The following is an 18,460-nucleotide window of genomic DNA, read 5'->3' as shown; positions in this document are numbered from 1 at the left end:
AAATGATGGCAGGCTGTACTGATAAATGGAAACTTGCCAAGGGGGAGTTCGGGCTTGCCTGGGAATTTTTTGAATAGTGAGAGGCTGTTCTCAATCCTGGTTGATTACCCTACGTAAAACGTTTGCGCCCCGTTATTATCCCACTGCCAGTTTAGAAGGTGACCCCTTCTAATTTTCTGCGATGAGAGTCGCAATTCCGTAGCACCTTTTTACAGCCCAACGTCGTTATGACATTGGGCTTTATTTTTATGGGCGGTTTTCTGCTTCAGCCCCAGCCCCAGCCCCAGCCCCAGCCCCAGCCCCAGCCCCAGCCCCAGCCCCTCTGCGCCTCTGGGCGGCCTCTTTTTACCGTCTTACGGGCCTTGATGATATCGGGCTTTATGTTGATGGGAATTTTTGCCCCTGGCTCTCGGTCACTGGCATCTTGTCCCTGGCGGGCAGGATGTGGGCCGGGTTGCCCACCACCCGGGCTCCGGCCGGGACATCTCTGGTCACCACGGCGCCCGCGCCGACTATGGCCTCCCGCCCTATGGTGATCCCAGGCAGCAGTATGGCGCCACCGCCGATCCAGACCCTGTCTTCTATGGTGACCGGCAGCGCCGTCTCTACCCCCTGGATGCGCTCATCGGCATCCAGGGCGTGGGCGGCGGTATAGATCTGTACGTTCGGCCCTATCATGACGTCCGTGCCGATGCGAATAGGCGCGTTGTCCAGCAGGGTGGCCCCCATGTTGATGTAGCTGCGCTCGCCAAGGTGGATGTGGCGGCCATAGGTGCAGTAGAGGGGCGGGCAGATAAAGGCGCTTTCTGCCAGCTCGCCGACGATCTCTTTGAGCTGCGTCAGCTGCTCCTCCTCGTCCGCGCGATTGAAGCTGCGATAGCGGCGCGCCGTCTCCCGGCGCAGGAGATCCAGCTCGGGGGCCATGCAGTTGTAGGGCTGGCTGGCTAGCATCTTTTCGTATTCTGTCATGGCTGGGCCTCAATGGAATGGAGGAAGAGAGGATAAGTCATCGAGAGGCAGAGAAGCGTGAAGCTCTCCCCAGAGTGGGCGAAAGGGCGCGCAGCTGGCGCCGGAAACAACAAGGGCACCCTGGGGTGCCCTTGTTGGTATGCTGCTGCAGATATAGAGGATGACTGTTGTTATCAGCCGTGTTTGCGGCCGCAGTGTTGCCACAGTGATGGCCTCTTGCAATCAGTCGTGCTTGCGGCCTGAGAGGCGGCACCACTCTTCCTTCACTGCGGTCGGGTCCATGTCGAACCACTGACCGTAGATGGTCTCCAGCTCGGGGGCTTGGCTCTCCAGCACGCCGGAGAGCGCCATCAGGCTGCCGGGCTTGCCGTGGCCGGCGATAAGCGGCGCCAGCTCGCGCAGCGGGCCGGCCAGTATGTTGGCCACCACAACGTCCGCTTCCACCCCTTGCGGCTGGTCGGCCGGCAGATAGAGCTCGATCTGGCCGGCGACGCCGTTGCGTTCGGCGTTGTCATGGCTGGCCTGGATGGCCTGCGGATCTATGTCGATGCCGATAACACGGGCGGCGCCCAGCTTCAGGGCGGCGATGCCGAGGATGCCGGAGCCGCAACCGAAGTCGACCACAGTCTTGCCGGCCAGATCCAGCCCGTCTAGCCACTGCAGGCAGAGCGCCGTGGTGGGGTGGGTGCCGGTACCGAAGGCCAGGCCCGGATCCAGCATGACGTTGACCGCATCCGGGTTGGGTACGTCGCGCCAGCTCGGGCAGATCCAGAGCCGCTCGCCGAACTGCATGGGGTGGAAGTGATCCATCCACTCGCGTACCCAGTCCTTGTCTTCCAGCTGCTCGACCTTGTAGCCGACGTCTTCCCCGAAGATCTGCTGGAAGAAGGCGATGGTGGGCGCCGGGTCGGTTTCGGCATCGAACAGCCCCATCACCTCGGTCTCGCCCCAGAGCGGCGTTTCACCAGGCAGCGGCTCGTAAACGGGCACATCCTGGGCATCCATAAAGGTCACCGCCTGGGCTCCACGCCCCAGCAGCATGTTGCTCACCTTGTCCGCGGTCTTGGCGGTGGCGTTGATTCGAATTTGTATCCAGGGCATGGGGTCGACTCTTCATAAATGTGAAACCGCGGGATTCTATCATCATGGGCCTGTGCTGTCGTGGTTTGCCCATGATGGGATGGGGAAGGAAGGCAACTCTGCCAAGTTGGCACGGTTAATGTATTCCTTACTGGGTGACGGGAAGCAACTTGTTCCCGCTGAATGCTTTGCTCTATGAAGTTCCGTCATCTTTTTCAGCCACCTTAGGGTGGCTTTTTTTATGCCGGTGCGCCGAAAAACGGTCATTTTGCGGGTAAAAGCAGACATTGGCACGCAATCTGCAAAGTTACACATGTCCTGCATAAGGATATGTGTGTGATTGTTACCCCAACGTTCAGGTTTTGAGGGCCATCCCGGCGGGATGGCCTCTTTTTTATGGTTTTTTCGGGGGGAAGGCCCCGCCAGGGGCGCAGATTGGCGGCGGGGCTGTGCACTCTTGGGGCTTGTCACTGGTGATCTCACCCCATGATGGTGCATTTTTTACCTATAAGGGAATAGGTTGCATGGCTGCAGGGAGTCTCAGCTGGCGAAGCCGCTCATGTCGATCACCAGCTTGCCCACCATGCGGCCTGCTTCCAGTTCGCGATGGGCCTGTGCCAGGCTGGCCGGGGTCAGTTCGGGCAGGGTGCGAGTGAGCGTGCTCTTGAGCACCCCTTGGTCCAGCAGGGCGGCGACCCGGCCGAGCAGCTTGTGCTGCTCTATCATGTCCGGGGTCTGGAACAGGGAGCGGGTAAACATGAACTCCTGGCTGAAGGTGACGCTCTTGGCCTTGAGCAGACCCAGATCCCAGGGCTCGCTGGACTCGGCGATGGTGCAGATGTGGCCGAAGGGGCGAATGAGGCTAGCCATGGCGTTCCAGTGCTGCTCGGTGGCATTGGTGCAGAAGATGGCATCGAGCTGGCTGATGCCAAGGCCGGCCAGCTCTTCTTGCAGCTTGTGATGACTCACTACCTGGTGGGCGCCCATGGCCAGACACCAGTCACGGGTTTCAGGCCGGGAGGCGGTGGCGATCACTTCCATCTTGGTGAGCTGGCGGGCCAGCTGGATGGCGATGGATCCGACGCCGCCGGCACCACCTATGATAAGCAGTCGCCCGGTACTTTCGCTGGTGAGGCCGATGCGGTCGAACAGGGTTTCCCAGGCGGTGATGGCGGTCAGCGGCAAGGCGGCGGCTTCCAGGTCGTTCAGGGTCTTGGGGGCGAGGGCGGCGATGCGCTCATCCACCAGTTGCAGGGCACTGTTGCTGCCGGGGCGGCTGATGTCGCCGGCATACCAGACTCTGTCCCCCGCCTTGAACAGAGTTACCTCGCTGCCCACGGCCACCACTTCCCCCACGGCATCCCAGCCCAGCACGCGGGGCGTGGCTTCAACCTTGGCCTTGGGGGCGCGCACCTTGGTGTCAACCGGGTTGATGGAGGTGGCCTTGACCCGTACCAGCAGGTCGCGCGGGCCCGGGGTCGGATCCGGCAGCTCGGTCTCGATGAAGCAGTGGGGGTGATCGCTTGGCAGATAATGGGTGAGGGCGATGGCTTTCATGGCAGTTCCTTTCAAATCGGTATGAGTGGGATTGCCAGAGAGTCTAGTCTGGTTGATTATTAAGATTAAGATGGGTAATTGGGACAGACTGTTTGTATATATGAACAATGTCGAACTGGAGTTGATGGGGCTGTTCGCTACCGTGGTGGAGCAGGGCAGTTTTACCGGGGCGGCCGAGGTGCTCGGCATGCCCAAGTCCTCGGTGAGCCAGAAGATCTCGCGCCTCGAGTCCCGGCTCGGGGTGCGGCTGTTGCAGCGCACCACCCGCAGACTGAGCCTGACCCCCCAGGGAGAGGTCTATGTGGAGCATTGCCAGTCCCTGCTGGCCCTGGCGCGCAGCGCCAATCTGGCCATGGCCAGGTTGCGCTCGGCCCCGGCGGGCCGGGTGCGGATCACAGCCCCCGAGGCCACGGGCACCCTGCTGCTTGGCCGGATCCTGGCCCAGTTTCGCGCCCTCTACCCCGAGGTGGTACTGGAGCTGACCCTGAGTGACGAGCAGCTGGATCTGGTGGGGGAGGGTTACGATCTGGCGCTGCGGGCGGCGCCGCTGAAAGACTCCAGCCTCATCTGCCGGCGCATCGGCCAGGTGGCACGCCATCTGGTGGCGGCCCCGGGTTATCTGGCGAGCCATGGCACGCCGCAACAATTGACGGAGCTGGGAGATCATGCCTGCCTGGTGCATGGGGCGCTGCCGCTGTGGCCACTGCAGGAGGGGGGCTGGCGACCTCAGGGTGCCTGCCTCAGCAACAGCCTGCTGGCGCTGAGGGAGCTGGCGCTCCACGAGGGGGGAATAGCCCTGTTGCCGGATCATGTCTGCCGGGAGGATCTGGCGGCGGGGCGCCTGCTGAAGGTGCTGCCAGCTCACCCCATACCGCCCAATCCCTTCTACCTCATCTATCCGAGCCGCGAGCACCTGGCGCCCGCCCTGCGCAGCCTGATGGACTTCGTCGCCGAGCGGCTGCCCTTCGCCTGATCAGCGGTGCTGGCCGAGGGGGGCCTGACCGGGCTCGAGGCCGAGGGGGACCGACTGGCGCTCTGCCAGCATGCGGATCTGCCCCTCGATCAGGCCGGCGTTGGGGCCCAGCACCAGCACCAGCTGATGGTCATTCAGGACTATCCAGGAGAGGCAGCCGAGCCTGGCCAGACGGGACTGATCCACCAGCGTCATCTCCCGCACCCGCAGGCTGAGCCTGGTCAGGCAGACGCTCATGGCCTGCAGGTTGTCCATGCCCCCCAGCATCTTGAGGTACTGGATGGCCAGCATCTGCGGATCCGTGGGGGCCACGGCCGCGAGCTGGGGCAGATCCTCGGCGATGGGCTTGCTCGGCAGGCTGAGGGGGGCGTATTCAAGCAGCCGGGAGAACACCAGGGCATAGATGACGAAGAACAGTATGCCGAGGGGAATGAGCCAGAAACTGTGCTCACCCGAGCCGTAGCTGAGCACCAGATCCAGCAGCCCGGCGGAGAAGTAACTGCCCACCTGGATGCCGAGCCCGCTGCAGATGGCCAGCGACAGCCCGGTCAGCAGGGCATGGGCCAGGAACAGCCAGGGGGCGGTGAAGGCGAACAGGAATTCGATGGGTTCGGTGATCCCCACCAGGGCCGAGGTGAGTGCCAGGGTGAGCAGCAAGCCCCCCTGCGGCAGGCGCCGCATCCGCTGGCGATGGAGCCAGATGGCAAAACAGGCGCCGGGCAGACCAAACATGATGACGGGATAGAGACCCGCCACATAGCCCTCGTGCAGCGGCTGGGCGGCGGAGAGCGCCTGCAGGTTGCTCTCCCCCAGCCCCATCAGGCTGCCCAGCACCTGGTGCAGGCCGAGGGGGATCAGCAGCCGGTTCAGCACGCCGTAGCAGAAGGCGCCAAACGGCGTGGTGAGCAGATCGGAGGCGAGCAGCGTGATGCCTTGCTCCAGCAGGGGCCAGAGCAGGGCCAGGGGCACGACCAGCAGCAGGCTGGCCAGGGCCGAGAGCAGCAGGCCGGGCAGCTCCTCCTGCAGCGGTCGCAACCAGCCGGGGAGGGAGAGGTTGCGGGTCCAGGAGCAGACCATGGCGGTGGTCAGGCCTGCCAGCAGGCCGCAGATCATGTCCGCATGGAGGCCGGGCTGCAGGGTGGCGAGCGCCGAGCTCAGCAGCAGGAAGTTGACCGCGCCAGCCAGGGCCTGTGCCCCTTGCCCCTGTCGGCTCAGCCCGAAGGCGATGGCCACCGCATAGATGAGCGGCATCTGACTGAAGAGGGCACGTCCGGCCAGGGAGAGCACCGCCAGATCCAGCACGTCCGGCTGGCCGAGCCGATAGAGCAGGGCCGCCAGCGGCAGAATGGAAACAGGCAGCAACAGGGCATAACCGAGCCGTTGCAGGGACTGGGTCAGGATCTTTCTGGCGTTCTGAACTGGCATAAGGGCGCGGCATTTTGTGACGTGGCGCACATTTTACCCACTCGCACCCATTTGGGAATAGGTGCGAGCCCCTTTATTGGCTCCTTTCTTATTTCTGATCAAACAATCGGCGAACCGACTGATCCGGAGGCGGGGTCAGCAGGCTGACCAGGATGAAGGCCACCAGCCCGAGCCCCAGGCTGGGCACTATGGCGTGCAGGCCGGCCAGCTTGATCCCCCACTGACTCAAGGCCCCGTAGCAGACAATGCCTGACACCATGCTGGCCAGCGCCCCGGGGCCGTTGGCCCGCGACCAGTAGAGGCCGAGTACCAGTGGCCAGAGGAAGACCGCCTGCAGACCGCCGAAGGCGAGCAAGTTGAGCCAGATGATCATCTCTGGCGGCTGCAGCGCCGCCAGCAGCACTAGCGTGCCGAGGATCAGGGTGCAGAGCAGGGAGAGCCGTGGAATGCGCACCTCCAGCTTTTCTTGGCGAGGATTGAGGTAGTTGAGGTAGAGATCCTTGACCAGGGTCGCCGAGGCCTGGATCAGCTGGGAGTCGATGGTGGACATGATGGCCGCCATGGGGGCCGCCAGGAAGACCCCCGCCAGCCAGGGGGGCAGCACCTCCATCATCAGGGAGGGCATGATCTTGTCCGGGCTGTCCATGCCGGGCAGGATGGCGCGGCCCAGGGCGCCAGCCAGGTGCATGCCCAGCATCAGCAGGGCGCTGACTACTGTGCCGATGAGGATGCCTCTGTGCAGCGCCTTGCTGTCGCGGTAGCCGAAGCAGCGCAGGGCGGAGTGGGGCAGCCCCACCACACCGACGCAGACCAGGATCCAGAAGCTCAGCATGAAGGGCTGGGTCAGCATGTCACCGGCGCCGGTCGGGCTCACCAGCTTGGGATCTATCACCTTGAGCTGGTGGATGAGGTTCGGCAGGCCGTCACCGGCAATCAGTATCCCCGCCAGCAGGGCACCCGTGCCTATCAGCATGATGATGCCCTGCAGGGCATCCGTCATCACCACGGCGCGAAAGCCGCCGATCACCGTGTAGAGCAGCACGCAGCTGGCAAACAGGAAGAGCCCCTGCTGGTAGCTGAGGCCGGTGGCGGTTTCCAGCAGGCGGGCGCCGCCGATGAACTGCACCACCATGGTGGCGATAAAGGCGAGGATGATGGTCACCGAGCCCAGCACCACCACCCACTTGCTGCGGTAGCGGGCCCACAGCATGTCGTTGATGGTCACCGCATTGACCCGACGGGCTATGATGGCGAACTTCTTGCCAAGCACCCCCAGGGTGAGCCAGACGGTGGGCAGCTGGATCATCGCCAGCAGCACCCAGCCCAGGCCTATCTTGTAGGCGGCACCGGGCCCGCCGATAAAGGAGGAGGCCGAGGTGTAGGTGGCCACCAGGGTCATGGCCAGCACCAGGCCGCCCATGCTGCGGTTGCCGATGAAGTACTCCTGCACGAAGTCACCACCGGCGCGGTGGCGACCGGCCCAGAAGCCGACCCCCAGCACCAGCACCAGGTAGATGAAGAGCGGCAGCATCAGCTCAAGATTCATGGAGAGATCCCTCGGTGTCGAGCGTTGTGTCTATAGACAGGTTGAACCCGCTCAACCTGGGAGTCATGGGTTCGCAGCGCGGCTCAGGATTCATGGGAGAGATTCCTCGGTGTCGAGCGTTGTGCCGATAGACAGGTTGATCTCGCTCAACCAGGGCGTCATGGGTTTGCTGCGCGGCTCAGGATTCATGGGGAGGCTCCTCGGTGTCGAGAGGTATGTCGATGAAGAGGCGGTCCACCATGAGCGCGCACAGGCCGATAAACAGCAGTGGCATCAGCATGCAGCTGAGCAGGAACCAGAGCGGCATATCCCAGAGTTCCAGCTCTTCCGGGATGAAATAAGCGGTGCCATACCAGGCAACGAAATAGAGCAGGGTCAGCAACAGACAGAGGGCTGCTTCCCGACGGGCGAGCGCGAAACGATTCACCTTGGCCTCCGACAATTTTGAGGGGCGCAAGGATAACAAAAAAGGGCCATGTCGCCATGGCCCTTTTTTCGTTGCCGATCCGGAGGGACCGGACAATCTCTGTTGAAGAGTCCTTACAGACCCAACTTCTTGTGCAGATGGTGGCTGTTAATGCCACCGTGCGGCAAGTTATCGGGTCCTGGCACCTCTTACAGACCCAACTTCTTGTGCAGGTAGTGGATGTTGGTACCACCGTGCTGGAAGTTCTCGTCCTTCATGATCTCTTTTTGCAGGGCGATGTTGGTCTTGATCCCTTCCACCACCAGCTCGTCGAGAGAGTGACGCATGCGGGCGATGGCGATGTCACGGTTCTCGCCGTAACAGATCAGCTTGCCGATCATGGAATCGTAGTAGGGCGGCACCTTGTAACCCGCATAGATGTGGGATTCCCAACGCACACCCAGACCACCCGGCGCGTGGAAGCGCTGGATGAGACCTGGAGACGGCATGAAGGTGGCCGGATCTTCGGCGTTGATCCGGCATTCGATGGCATGGCCACGGATGCGGATGTCCTGCTGGGTGATCGACAGGGGCTGGCCGGCGGCGATGCGCAGCTGCTCCTTGATGAGATCCACGCCGGTGACCATCTCGGTGACCGGGTGCTCGACCTGGATCCGGGTGTTCATCTCGATGAAGTAGAACTCGCCGTTCTCGTACAGGAACTCGAAGGTTCCGGCACCGCGGTAGCCGATCTCGAGACAGGCGCGCACGCAGCGCTCACCGATGAACTTGCGCATCTCTTCGGTGATGCCGGGTGCCGGTGCCTCTTCCACCACCTTCTGGTGACGGCGCTGCATGGAGCAGTCCCGCTCACCCAGATAGAGGGCGGTACCCTGGCCGTCTGCCAGCACCTGGATCTCGATGTGGCGCGGGTTCTCCAGGTATTTCTCCATGTAGACCATGTCGTTCTTGAAGAACTGGCCCGCTTCGGATTTGGTCAGGGCGATGGCGGCGGCCAGCTCTGACTCGTTGCGCACCACGCGCATGCCACGACCACCACCGCCACCGGCGGCCTTGATGATCACGGGGTAGCCGATCCGCTTGGCGATGGTGGCGTTGCGCTTGGCATCGTTGTCCACCGGGCCGTCGGAGCCGGGTACGCAGGGTACGCCCGCCTTCTTCATGGCTTCGATGGCGGAAACCTTGTCACCCATCAGGCGAATGGTCTCGGCGCGCGGGCCTATGAAGATGAAGCCGGATTTCTCGACCACTTCGGCAAAGTCGGCGTTTTCGGAGAGGAAGCCGTAGCCCGGGTGGATGGCGACGGCACCGGTCACCTCGGCGGCGGCTATGATGGCCGGCACGTTGAGGTAGGACTCACCGCTGGCGGGTTTGCCGATACAGATGGTTTCGTCGGCCAGGAGCACATGCTTGAGCTCCCGATCGGCAGTGGAGTGAACGGCCACTGTCTTGATCCCGAGCTCTTTGCAGGCGCGCAGGATCCGCAGGGCAATTTCACCGCGGTTGGCGATGACTACTTTGTCCAACATGGGTGGCGTCTTCCCTTATTCGATGATGAACAGCGGCTCGTCAAATTCGACGGCCTGACCATTTTCAACCAGGATCGCTTTGATCACACCGGCCTTGTCAGACTCGATTTGGTTCATCATTTTCATGGCTTCGACGATGCACAGGGTATCGCCGACATTGACGTGCTGACCGACTTCCACGAATGGCTTGGCTTCCGGGCTGGAGGAGCGGTAGAAGGAGCCTACCATGGGGGAGCGCATCAGATGGCCACTCGGGGCGGCATCGGCAGCAGGGGCAGCGGCCTGTGCGGCAGCGGCGACCGGAGCGGCGGCTTGTTGAACCTGTGCCGGCTGCATCATCATCTGCGGGGCAACGCTAACCTGGCCGGAGAAATTACGGCTGATGCGAACGGACTCTTCCCCTTCGGAGATTTCCAGCTCGGCGATGCCGGACTCTTCAACCAGTTCAATCAGCTTCTTGATTTTGCGGATATCCATTAGCATTCTCTTTCTTCTTTATCTGATCAGTGATTATCAAGCCGCGCGCAATTGATGCACGGCCGCGGTTAAAGCGAATTGGTAGCCATCGGCACCCAGCCCACAAATGACCCCCTTGGCGACATCAGACAGATAGGAGTGATGACGGAAGGGTTCCCTGGCATGAACGTTTGACAGGTGAACCTCGATAAAGGGGATGGCCACGCCCAGCAGGGCATCGCGCAGGGCGACGCTGGTGTGGGTGAAGGCGGCCGGGTTGATGATGATAAAATCCACCTGGCCCATGGCCTGATGGATGCGGCCGACCAACTCATGTTCGGCATTGGATTGCAGGTGTTCCAGGGTGACACCGAGTTCGTTGGCGTACTGGCTCAGATCGGCGACGATCTCATCGAGCGTCTTGCTGCCGTAGATTCCCGGCTCCCGCTTGCCCAGCAGATTCAGGTTGGGACCGTTGAGCAGGAGAATTCGGTGATGTTGCGACATATTGAGTACATCCTCGATGATTATGCTGCTATCTATCAGCTATCTGTGGACCACCAAAAATCTAGCCACTTTCTGCACAATTCGGTGTGCCCTGGCACACAGATTTCGCAATTATATTGATTTCGTGAAAATTAGCAGCATTTTACTGGTCTAATCTCTACATCTGGCCATTTATTAAGCATGTTGGTGCGCGGAGCCGCTCTGCCGCAATGCCCGCCTCTTCAGGCTTTCCAGACACGACAAAGCCGGCACAAGGCCGGCTTTGTCGAGAGAGGTGGGAGAGGACTCAGGCCGCTTCCGACTTCTCGCGGATAAGCTTGTCCACCACACCTGGATCCGCCAGGGTGGAGATATCCCCCAGGCTGTCGGTCTCGCCGGTGGCAATCTTGCGCAAGATCCGGCGCATGATCTTGCCGGAACGGGTCTTGGGCAGGCCCTCGGCCCAGTGGATCACATCCGGGGTGGCGATGGCGCCTATCTCCTTGCGAACCCACTCCTTCACTTCCTTATGCAGCTCGCGACTCGGCTCCTCCCCGGCGATCAGGGTGACATAGGCGTAGATGCCCTGACCCTTGATCTCGTGGGGGACGCCCACCACGGCCGCCTCGGCTATCTTGGGGTGGGCCACCAGGGCCGATTCAATTTCGGCGGTACCCATGCGGTGGCCGGAGACGTTCAGTACATCATCCACCCGACCCGTGATCCAGTAGTAGCCATCCTGGTCGCGACGGGCACCGTCGCCGGTGAAGTAGCGACCGGGGAAGGTGGAGAAGTAGGTCTGCTCGAAGCGCTCGTGATCGCCGAACACGGTGCGCATCTGACCCGGCCAGGAGTCGGTGATCACCAGGTTGCCCTCGGTGGCGCCCTCCAGCGGCTCACCCAGGTTGTCCACCAGGGCCGGCTGCACCCCGAAGAAGGGACGGGTGGCGGAGCCGGGCTTGAGGGCGGTGACGCCGGGCAGGGGGCTGATCAGGATGCCGCCTGTCTCGGTCTGCCACCAAGTGTCGACTATGGGGCAGCGCTCGTCGCCTATGGTGCGGTAGTACCACTCCCAGGCTTCCGGGTTGATGGGTTCCCCCACAGAGCCCATGATGCGCAGGCTGGCGCGGGAGGTGCCTTCGATGGCCTCCTTGCCCTTGGCCATCAGGGCGCGGATGGCGGTGGGTGCGGTATAGAGGATGCTGACCTGGTGCTTGTCCACCACCTGGCTCATGCGGTTGGTGGCCGGGTAGTTGGGCACCCCTTCGAACATGAGGGTGGTGGCGCCGTTGGCGAGCGGCCCGTAGACCAGGTAGGAGTGACCCGTGACCCAGCCCACGTCGGCGGTACACCAGTAGATGTCCTCTTCGTGATAGTCGAACACGTACTTGAAGGTGAGGGCGGCATAGACCAGGTAGCCACCCGTGGTGTGCAGCACTCCCTTGGGCTTGCCGGTGGAGCCCGAGGTGTAGAGCACGAACAGGGGATCCTCGGCGCCCATGGCTTCGGGCGGGCAATCCGGGCTGGCAGCGGCGACGGCGTCGTGCCACCAGATGTCCCTGTGGTCATGCCAGGCGACCTTGCCGCCGGTGCGCTTGAGGACGATCACCTTGTTGACCCGGGTATCCGGGTGGGTGAGCGCCTCATCCACGTTCTTCTTGAGGGGGATGGGGCGGCCGCCGCGCAGGCCCTCGTCGGCTGTGATGACGATGGAGGAGCCCGAGTCTATGATGCGACCCGAGAGGGCCTCCGGCGAGAAGCCGCCGAAGACGATGCTGTGCACGGCGCCGATGCGGGTACAGGCCAGCATGGCGATGGCCGCCTCCGGCACCATGGGCATGTAGAGGCAGACCATGTCGCCGCGCTTGACCCCTTGGGCTTTGAGCACGTTGGCAAACTTGCACACCTCGCCGTGGAGCTCGCGATAGGTCAGCTTGCGATCCTCGGCCGGGTTGTCCCCTTCCCAGATGATGGCGACCTTGTCACCCCGTTCGGCCAGATGGCGATCCAGGCAGTTGGCCGACACGTTGAGCAGGCCATCCTCGTACCATTTGATGGAGACGTGGCCCGGATCGTAGGAGGTGTTCTTGACACGGGTGTAGGGGGTCATCCAGTCGAGGATCTTGCCCTGCTCCCCCCAGAAGGCGTCCGGGTTCTGCACCGACGCCTGGTACATGGCTTCATAACCTTCCTTGTCCAGCAGGGCGTCGCTACCTATGTGGGCCTTGACCGGATAGACCTTGCTCTCGCTCATCTCTCACTCCTGTGAATACATTTTTGTAATGATTGAGTAACAACTTATACCTTTGGCACGGGAGGGCAATTAGACTTTTGGATAGCGACGAGAGGAGGAGGGGCGCCTGTGAGCGGGCCCTGACGGGAGCAAGCTGAAGGGAATAAAGAGAAGGGAGCCTGGAGCTCCCTTCTTCATTGGGTCCCTTGAGGCGGCCATTGTCAGCGCTGGGGGGCGAGCATGGAGGTCATGTGGGGTTCTGACAGGGGGTGGCTGAACAGGTAGCCCTGGCCCTCCTCGCAGCGCAGAGACTGCAAGAACTGGCGCTGGGGCTGGGTTTCTATGCCTTCCGCCGTGACCGCCATGCCGAGGCTGTCGGCCAGGCTGACTATGGTGCGGCACAGCTCCCGGCTGTGCTTGTCGTCGGGCAGCGCCTGGACGAAGGCCCTGTCTATCTTGATGCGGTCTATGGGCAGGCTTTTGAGCAGGCTCAGGGAGGAGAAGCCGGTGCCAAAGTCGTCGATGGCGATCTGCACTCCCAGCGCCTTGAGGCGGGTAAAGAGACTCAGGCTCTGATCCACACTCTGGATGATGCTCTCGGTGACCTCTATCTCCAGCCGCTCTGCCGGGAAGCCGGTCTGCGCCAGGATGGCGGTGACCCTGTCCACGTAGTCGGGGGAGCGCATCTCCCTGACCGATACATTGACGGACAACCTGGGCACGGCGAACCCTTCCGCCAGCCACCGCTGTCCCTGCTGGCAGGCGGTGCGCATCACCCATTCCCCCAACTGCTCTATCAGACCGCACTCCTCGGCCACCGGAATGAAGCGGGCGGGAGAAATCATGCCCTCGCTCGGGTGCTGCCAGCGCACCAGGGCCTCGAGGCCGCTGAGGCTGTCATTGGCCAGATCCGTCATGGGCTGGTACAGCAGGCGGAACTGCTGCTGCTCCATGGCCTTGATCAGCCCCTGCTCCAGGGCCATCCGCTCCCTCATCTGGGCCATCATGCCGGGAGAGTAGAACAGATAGCCGTTGCGGCCCCGGCGCTTGGCCTCATGCATGGCATTGTCCGCCGCACTGATGAGGCCGTCCGGGGTCAGGCCATGCTCCGGGTAGAGGGCGACGCCTATGCTGGCCGAGAGCCTCACCCGCTCCTGCCCTATGTCGGCCGGATCGTGGAGCCTGTGTTGCAGCCGCTCGATCAGCTCCACCAGGTCCTGGGGCTGCCGGACGTCGGGAAGCAGCACCAGAAACTCGTCTGCGCCTAGCCGGGTGGCGAGATCCCCCGGGCGCAGGCTGTGGCGGATGCGCTGTGCCAGCAGCTTGAGCAGCAGATCCCCGGCGCTGTGTCCCAGGTTGTCGTTGATCAGCTTGAAGCCGTCGAGATCGATGAACAGCAGGGCGAGGGCCTGCTTGTTCAGGCGGGCCGTCTCTATCTCCAGTTCGAGCCGCTCCTGCAACAGGTTGCGGTTGCCAAGATCGGTGAGGGGGTCGTGATAGGAGAGGTGGTGGAGCCTGGCTTCCGCCTGGTAGAGCCGCTGTGCGTGCTGGTTGCTGGTCTCCTGGATCTCCCCGGTGAAGCGGGTCACGCCCAGGTAGGCGCGGGGATCCTGGGTGAGATCGCGGGCGATGAGGAAGATGCCATTGAAGATCCCAGCGGCATCCACCAGGGGGCTGCAGCTCATCTGCCAGCGCCTCGGCCCGCCGGGGCGGGAGACATGGATGCAGCCCAGATCCAGCTCGGCCCGGGGGACGCCATGGAGCAATTGCTTGAGCCGGGGGAGCAGCATGGGGGCCTGGGCCGGCGTGATGTCGAACAGCGTCTTGCCGAGGTGATCCCCCTGGGCCAGACCGCTCAGCTCGGTGAAGATACCGTTGACGCCACGGCACCTGAAGTCACGATCGAAGACCCCTATCCCAAAGGGTGCCAGCTCGAACAGTTGTTGCCATTCATGAAGGAATAACGGGCCTGACAAATGCAGTGTCTGAACCGATTCGGGTAGCACTTTTTCCATGGCGGCTCCTGAATTGATTTCTTTGTCATTTAGATGACTGTGACAGTATGGCAGGAAGTTTCAAGAGGGAGAGAAAGTCTGGGAGTGATGTTAAATCAACGGGATGTCAGCCTTTCTGGCGGCCGAATGCCTGAATGCCGCGCACCAGTACCAGCCAGCCGAGCAGGTGGAACGGCAGGGCCAGCAGGTAGAGCAGCAGAAAGTGCGTCTCGCTGCCGCTGCTGTTGATGAAGTCTACCCAGGCCACCAGCAGGGTCAGCATGCCCGCTATCTGGAAGCGGCGGCGCAGCACCACCTCGACACCGAGATTGGCAAGGTAGAGGGTGAGCAGGATACCGCCAAAGCCGGTGAGCTGGGCGGCGCCGTACAGTTCCCTGTCCGGGTGAAACAGCAGGACGGCGAGGGGGGTCAGGCCCTGATCCAGCGGGATCAGGGCCAGCAGCCAGCATGCAATAAGAAGCAGGGCTGTTTTCATGCGAGGCTTAGTCGGCAGACTGCGCCGGCTTGACCAGGCTTAGGTAGTTGGCATCCATGGTGAGGAAGACCCCCAGCAGCCGGGCGCTGGCGCCGTAGAAGCCAAACCGGTCGGCGGCGCGGCAGGCGGCCTCGAAGCGCGGGAACCAGGCCAGCAGATGCTCGTGCAGCAGTGCTTCCTGCTCCCCGAGCCAGCTCTCCCGCTGGGCGGCGGTGGTCGCTTCCGCCGCGTGTATGATGAGGTTGCCCATCAGATCCAGCTCTATGGCCAGGTGATCGGCGGGCTCCTTGTACTTGTCGCTGACATTAATGCCGAGGCGATCCAGGCGGGCCTGCATCTCGGCCATGGGGGCCTGCATCAGCAGCTTGGCATCGCCCCGGTAAAGGGACTCGTAGGGCAGGGCCCCCTGCTTGGGATCGACCAGGAAGAGGCCGGCAAAATCGGCTGCCAGTTCGAGCTGGCGATCGGTGCGCACCAGCAGGCGGGCGATGGCGTCATTGAGTTCGGCCACGGCCTCGCGCATGGGATCCAGAGTGGAGAGGCTTTTCAGGAAGCTTCGCACGTCATAGGTGTCATATTCGGCGATCTGCTCATCACTGAGTTCGGCGGCAAACAGGGTGGAGAACCACCAGTAGAGTTGGGCCCGGCGTTCGCTGGTAGCCATAAATTCCTGCATTTTTCCTCCGTGGATGGCAATCGGGAGCCTTGATGGCTCCCGATTCTAACGACTTTAAAAATAAAGGAAACTCAAGGGGGCGCTTTCGTTCCCCCCTGGGTCAGAGCGCCGGGAACATGGGGTCTATGCCCTTGGCCGACTCAGGCGCGCCGAAGGCGGTGACGGCGGGCGCCTGTCCACTGAACTTCTCGATCTCCACCAGTGCTGTGTGGGCCGTGGTGGCCTGCGCCAGGCTGGAGGAGCCGATGTCGGCGGTCAGTACATTGGGATCCCCATAGGTACAAAGGGTGCCCACCTTGCCGCCCTCTTGTGGCCCATACCAGGCCCCCTCCTGGATCCTGACGACGCCGGGGGCGTAGTCCTCGCTCACCAGCAGACCGGCCAGCACCTGACCGCGACCGTTGAACACCCGCACCAGATCCCCGTCCTTTAGGCCGCGGGATTTGGCATCCAGGGGATTCATGTAGACAGGCTCGCGACCCTGCACAGTGTAAGTGGCGCGGTAATTATCGGAGGAGCAGAGCTGGCTGTGCAGCCGCTTGTCCGGGTGGCAGGATTGCAGGTGCAGCGGGAAACGCGCACTGCCCGGCCCGCCGTGGGATCGCTCGTAGGGTTCGATCCAGACCGGGTGGCCCGGGCAATCCCCATAGCCGTAGTCGGCTATGGTCTTGGAGTAGATCTCGATAAGGCCGGACGGGGTGCCCAGCGGTTCCAGATCCGGCTCCTGACGGAACGAGGCGTGGCGCACCCAGGGCTGGCCCGCCGGGAAGGTGACGAAGCCTTCGCCGTGCCAGAACTGGCTGAAACGGGGCAGACGGATGCCGATGCCGCGGCCCTGCAGGCGGGCGTCGTCATAGATGCTCTGGATCCACTCCAGCTTGCTCTTGCCGCCGGTGAACTCGGCCTCGCGACCGAAGCGACGGCAGAGATCGGCGAAGATGTCGTAGTCATCGCGCGCCTCGAACAGCGGCTCCACCACCTTGTACATGGCCAGAATGCCGGCATTGGAGTGGGAGCCCCACTGCTCGATGTCGTCCCGCTCATAGGTAGTAGTAGCTGGCAGCACTATGTCGGCGAAGCGGCAGCTGGCGGTCCACTGGTGATCGATGCTGACCACGGTTTCCAGCTTGCGCCAGGCCGCCACCATCTTGTTGCGATCCTGCTGGTGGTGGAAGGGGTTGTTGCCGCAGAACACCGCCATCTTCATGTGGGGGTAAGTGATGGTCTGGCCGTTGAAGGCGATGGTCTCGCCCGGATTGAGGATGCAGTCGACAAAACGGGCCACCGGGATGAATTTGGAGTAACCCTTCCAGTCGCCGTCATGGATCGGCTTGACCCCGGGAATGACAGAGCTGAAACCGGACATGATGGGGCCGCTGGAGGTGATGGTGCCCGCCCCGTTGTAGTGCCAGCCAAAGCCGTAACCGCCCCCCGGCAGGCCGATCTGGCCAATCATCGAGGCCAGTACTACCAGCATCCAGGCGTACTGCTCGCCATGGTGCATCCGCTGCACACACCAGCCGCCGATAAGCTGGGTGCGGCCGCTGGTCATGGCGCGGGCCAGCTCACGAATGGTCTCGGCAGGCACGCCACAGATGGCGGCGGCCCACTCGGCATCCTTCACCTGACCGTCACTGGTGCCCAGCAGGTAGGGCAGGAACTTGTCAAAGCCGGTGGTGTAGTTCTTCAGGAACGCCTCGTCGTGGCGCTTCTCGCTGTAGAGGCTGTGGGCTATGCCCAGCATCAGCGGCACGTCGGTCTGCGGGTTCAGGGTTATCTGATCGCAATTGAGGTACTTCTGGGTTTTGGATTTGACCGGATCGACACTGATCACCCGGATCTCGCCCTTGGCCACCTTCTCTTTGAGCTGCGCCCAGTAGTCGTAGACGCTGTGATCCGGCACCAGCCAGCCCACCTGCAGGTTCTTGATGGGGTCAGATCCCCAGATGACTATGGTCTTGCTGTGCTCCAGCACCAGTGGCCAGGAGGTCTGCTGCTCGTACACCTCCATGGCCCCCGCCACGTGGGGCAGGATCACCTGGGCGGCGCCGGTGGAGTAGTCACCTGCCTTGGCCAGATAGGTGCCGTGCAGGTTCATGGCGCGCCCCAGCATGGCGCCGGCGGAGTGCAGCTTGCCCACCGACTGCCAGCCGGAGTGACCGGCATAGAGGGCGCTCGGGCCATGGGTTTTCTGCACCCGCTCCAGCTCGTGATAGAAGAAGTCCAGCGCCTGGGACCAGGTCACCCGCACGAAGCGGTTCTGGCCGCGCTCGCTGGTGTCGGACTGGTGGCCCTTGCGCAGCCAGTCCAGCCGCACCATGGGGTAGCGGATGCGGGAAGGGTTGTAGACAACTTCACTCAAGGCCTTGAGCATCTCTGTGGGGTGCTTGTCATGCTCGAACGGCAGGGTCTCGACCCAGAGGCCGTCCACCACCCGGGCACGGAAGGCGCCCCAGTGGGAGCCGGACTGCACCAGCTTGTCGCCAGACTCGGCGGCCATCACGGCGCGACCGAGCAGGGAGGGGCCGATCAGGGCAGAGGCACCGCTGGCCAGCAAGCCACCCAGAAAACCACGACGGGAAATATTGATCATCTTGTTATTCCTCTTTCGAA

15 protein-coding genes are annotated in these 18,460 nt (G+C 62.6%); 1 reads left to right on the top strand and 14 read right to left on the bottom strand.

Annotation, left to right across the window (positions count from 1 at the left end; all coding sequences use genetic code 11):
- Positions 1-378 precede the first annotated feature (378 nt).
- The 3 genes from ACFWHB_RS16550 to ACFWHB_RS16540 form a co-directional block, all read right to left on the bottom strand.
- Positions 379-969, bottom strand: coding sequence for a sugar O-acetyltransferase (locus ACFWHB_RS16550; RefSeq protein WP_395948875.1), 591 nt, complete (start codon positions 967-969; stop codon positions 379-381).
- Positions 970-1,191: 222 nt separating this feature from the next.
- Positions 1,192-2,070, bottom strand: coding sequence for a 50S ribosomal protein L11 methyltransferase (gene prmA / locus ACFWHB_RS16545; protein WP_234568670.1), 879 nt, complete (start codon positions 2,068-2,070; stop codon positions 1,192-1,194).
- Between the two features lie 519 nt (positions 2,071-2,589).
- The gene (locus tag ACFWHB_RS16540) at positions 2,590-3,606 is read right to left on the bottom strand and encodes a zinc-binding alcohol dehydrogenase family protein (RefSeq protein ID WP_395948874.1); all 1,017 of its coding nucleotides are present in this window, start codon (positions 3,604-3,606) and stop codon (positions 2,590-2,592) included.
- A 100-nt stretch (positions 3,607-3,706) separates the two neighbouring features.
- Between ACFWHB_RS16540 and ACFWHB_RS16535 the strand changes: the two genes are divergently transcribed.
- Entirely contained in the window at positions 3,707-4,579 is an 873-nt protein-coding gene (locus ACFWHB_RS16535) for a LysR family transcriptional regulator (RefSeq protein WP_395948873.1), read from the top strand.
- Here the strand turns inward: ACFWHB_RS16535 and ACFWHB_RS16530 are convergent, their stop codons facing one another.
- The 11 genes from ACFWHB_RS16530 to torA form a co-directional block, all read right to left on the bottom strand.
- Positions 4,580-6,004 carry a PTS transporter subunit EIIC gene (locus tag ACFWHB_RS16530; RefSeq protein ID WP_395948872.1) on the bottom strand — a complete coding sequence of 475 codons (1,425 nt, stop codon included), beginning with the start codon at positions 6,002-6,004 and terminating at the stop codon, positions 4,580-4,582.
- Between the two features lie 88 nt (positions 6,005-6,092).
- Positions 6,093-7,550: a sodium/pantothenate symporter gene (gene panF / locus ACFWHB_RS16525; protein ID WP_205642311.1), complete on the bottom strand. Its 1,458-nt coding sequence runs from the start codon at positions 7,548-7,550 to the stop codon at positions 6,093-6,095.
- A 178-nt stretch (positions 7,551-7,728) separates the two neighbouring features.
- Positions 7,729-7,977: a YhdT family protein gene (locus ACFWHB_RS16520; RefSeq protein ID WP_041204435.1), complete on the bottom strand. Its 249-nt coding sequence runs from the start codon at positions 7,975-7,977 to the stop codon at positions 7,729-7,731.
- A 188-nt stretch (positions 7,978-8,165) separates the two neighbouring features.
- The gene (gene accC / locus ACFWHB_RS16515) at positions 8,166-9,506 is read right to left on the bottom strand and encodes an acetyl-CoA carboxylase biotin carboxylase subunit (protein WP_005326556.1); all 1,341 of its coding nucleotides are present in this window, start codon (positions 9,504-9,506) and stop codon (positions 8,166-8,168) included.
- 15 nt (positions 9,507-9,521) lie between these two features.
- A complete protein-coding gene (accB, locus tag ACFWHB_RS16510) occupies positions 9,522-9,983 on the bottom strand; it encodes an acetyl-CoA carboxylase biotin carboxyl carrier protein (protein ID WP_025326015.1) in 462 nt (153 codons plus the stop codon).
- A gap of 36 nt (positions 9,984-10,019) precedes the next feature.
- Positions 10,020-10,469, bottom strand: coding sequence for a type II 3-dehydroquinate dehydratase (gene aroQ, locus ACFWHB_RS16505; protein ID WP_005326561.1), 450 nt, complete (start codon positions 10,467-10,469; stop codon positions 10,020-10,022).
- A gap of 286 nt (positions 10,470-10,755) precedes the next feature.
- The gene (gene acs, locus ACFWHB_RS16500) at positions 10,756-12,702 is read right to left on the bottom strand and encodes an acetate--CoA ligase (RefSeq protein ID WP_111910404.1); all 1,947 of its coding nucleotides are present in this window, start codon (positions 12,700-12,702) and stop codon (positions 10,756-10,758) included.
- A gap of 200 nt (positions 12,703-12,902) precedes the next feature.
- Complete coding sequence (locus ACFWHB_RS16495; protein ID WP_395948871.1) at positions 12,903-14,696, bottom strand: sensor domain-containing protein; 1,794 nt, start codon at positions 14,694-14,696, stop codon at positions 12,903-12,905.
- 106 nt (positions 14,697-14,802) lie between these two features.
- Complete coding sequence (locus ACFWHB_RS16490) at positions 14,803-15,171, bottom strand: hypothetical protein (RefSeq protein WP_395948870.1); 369 nt, start codon at positions 15,169-15,171, stop codon at positions 14,803-14,805.
- A 7-nt stretch (positions 15,172-15,178) separates the two neighbouring features.
- The gene (torD, locus tag ACFWHB_RS16485; protein WP_395948869.1) at positions 15,179-15,847 is read right to left on the bottom strand and encodes a molecular chaperone TorD; all 669 of its coding nucleotides are present in this window, start codon (positions 15,845-15,847) and stop codon (positions 15,179-15,181) included.
- Between the two features lie 100 nt (positions 15,848-15,947).
- Positions 15,948-18,440 carry a trimethylamine-N-oxide reductase TorA gene (gene torA, locus ACFWHB_RS16480; RefSeq protein WP_395948868.1) on the bottom strand — a complete coding sequence of 831 codons (2,493 nt, stop codon included), beginning with the start codon at positions 18,438-18,440 and terminating at the stop codon, positions 15,948-15,950.
- Positions 18,441-18,460: the final 20 nt, after the last annotated feature.

Source organism: Aeromonas mytilicola subsp. aquatica, assembly GCF_044336385.1.
GTDB classification, from domain to species: domain Bacteria; phylum Pseudomonadota; class Gammaproteobacteria; order Enterobacterales; family Aeromonadaceae; genus Aeromonas; species Aeromonas rivipollensis.
The sequence above is the reverse complement of the archived record's forward strand: the minus strand, read 5'-3'. Positions and strand labels throughout refer to the sequence as shown.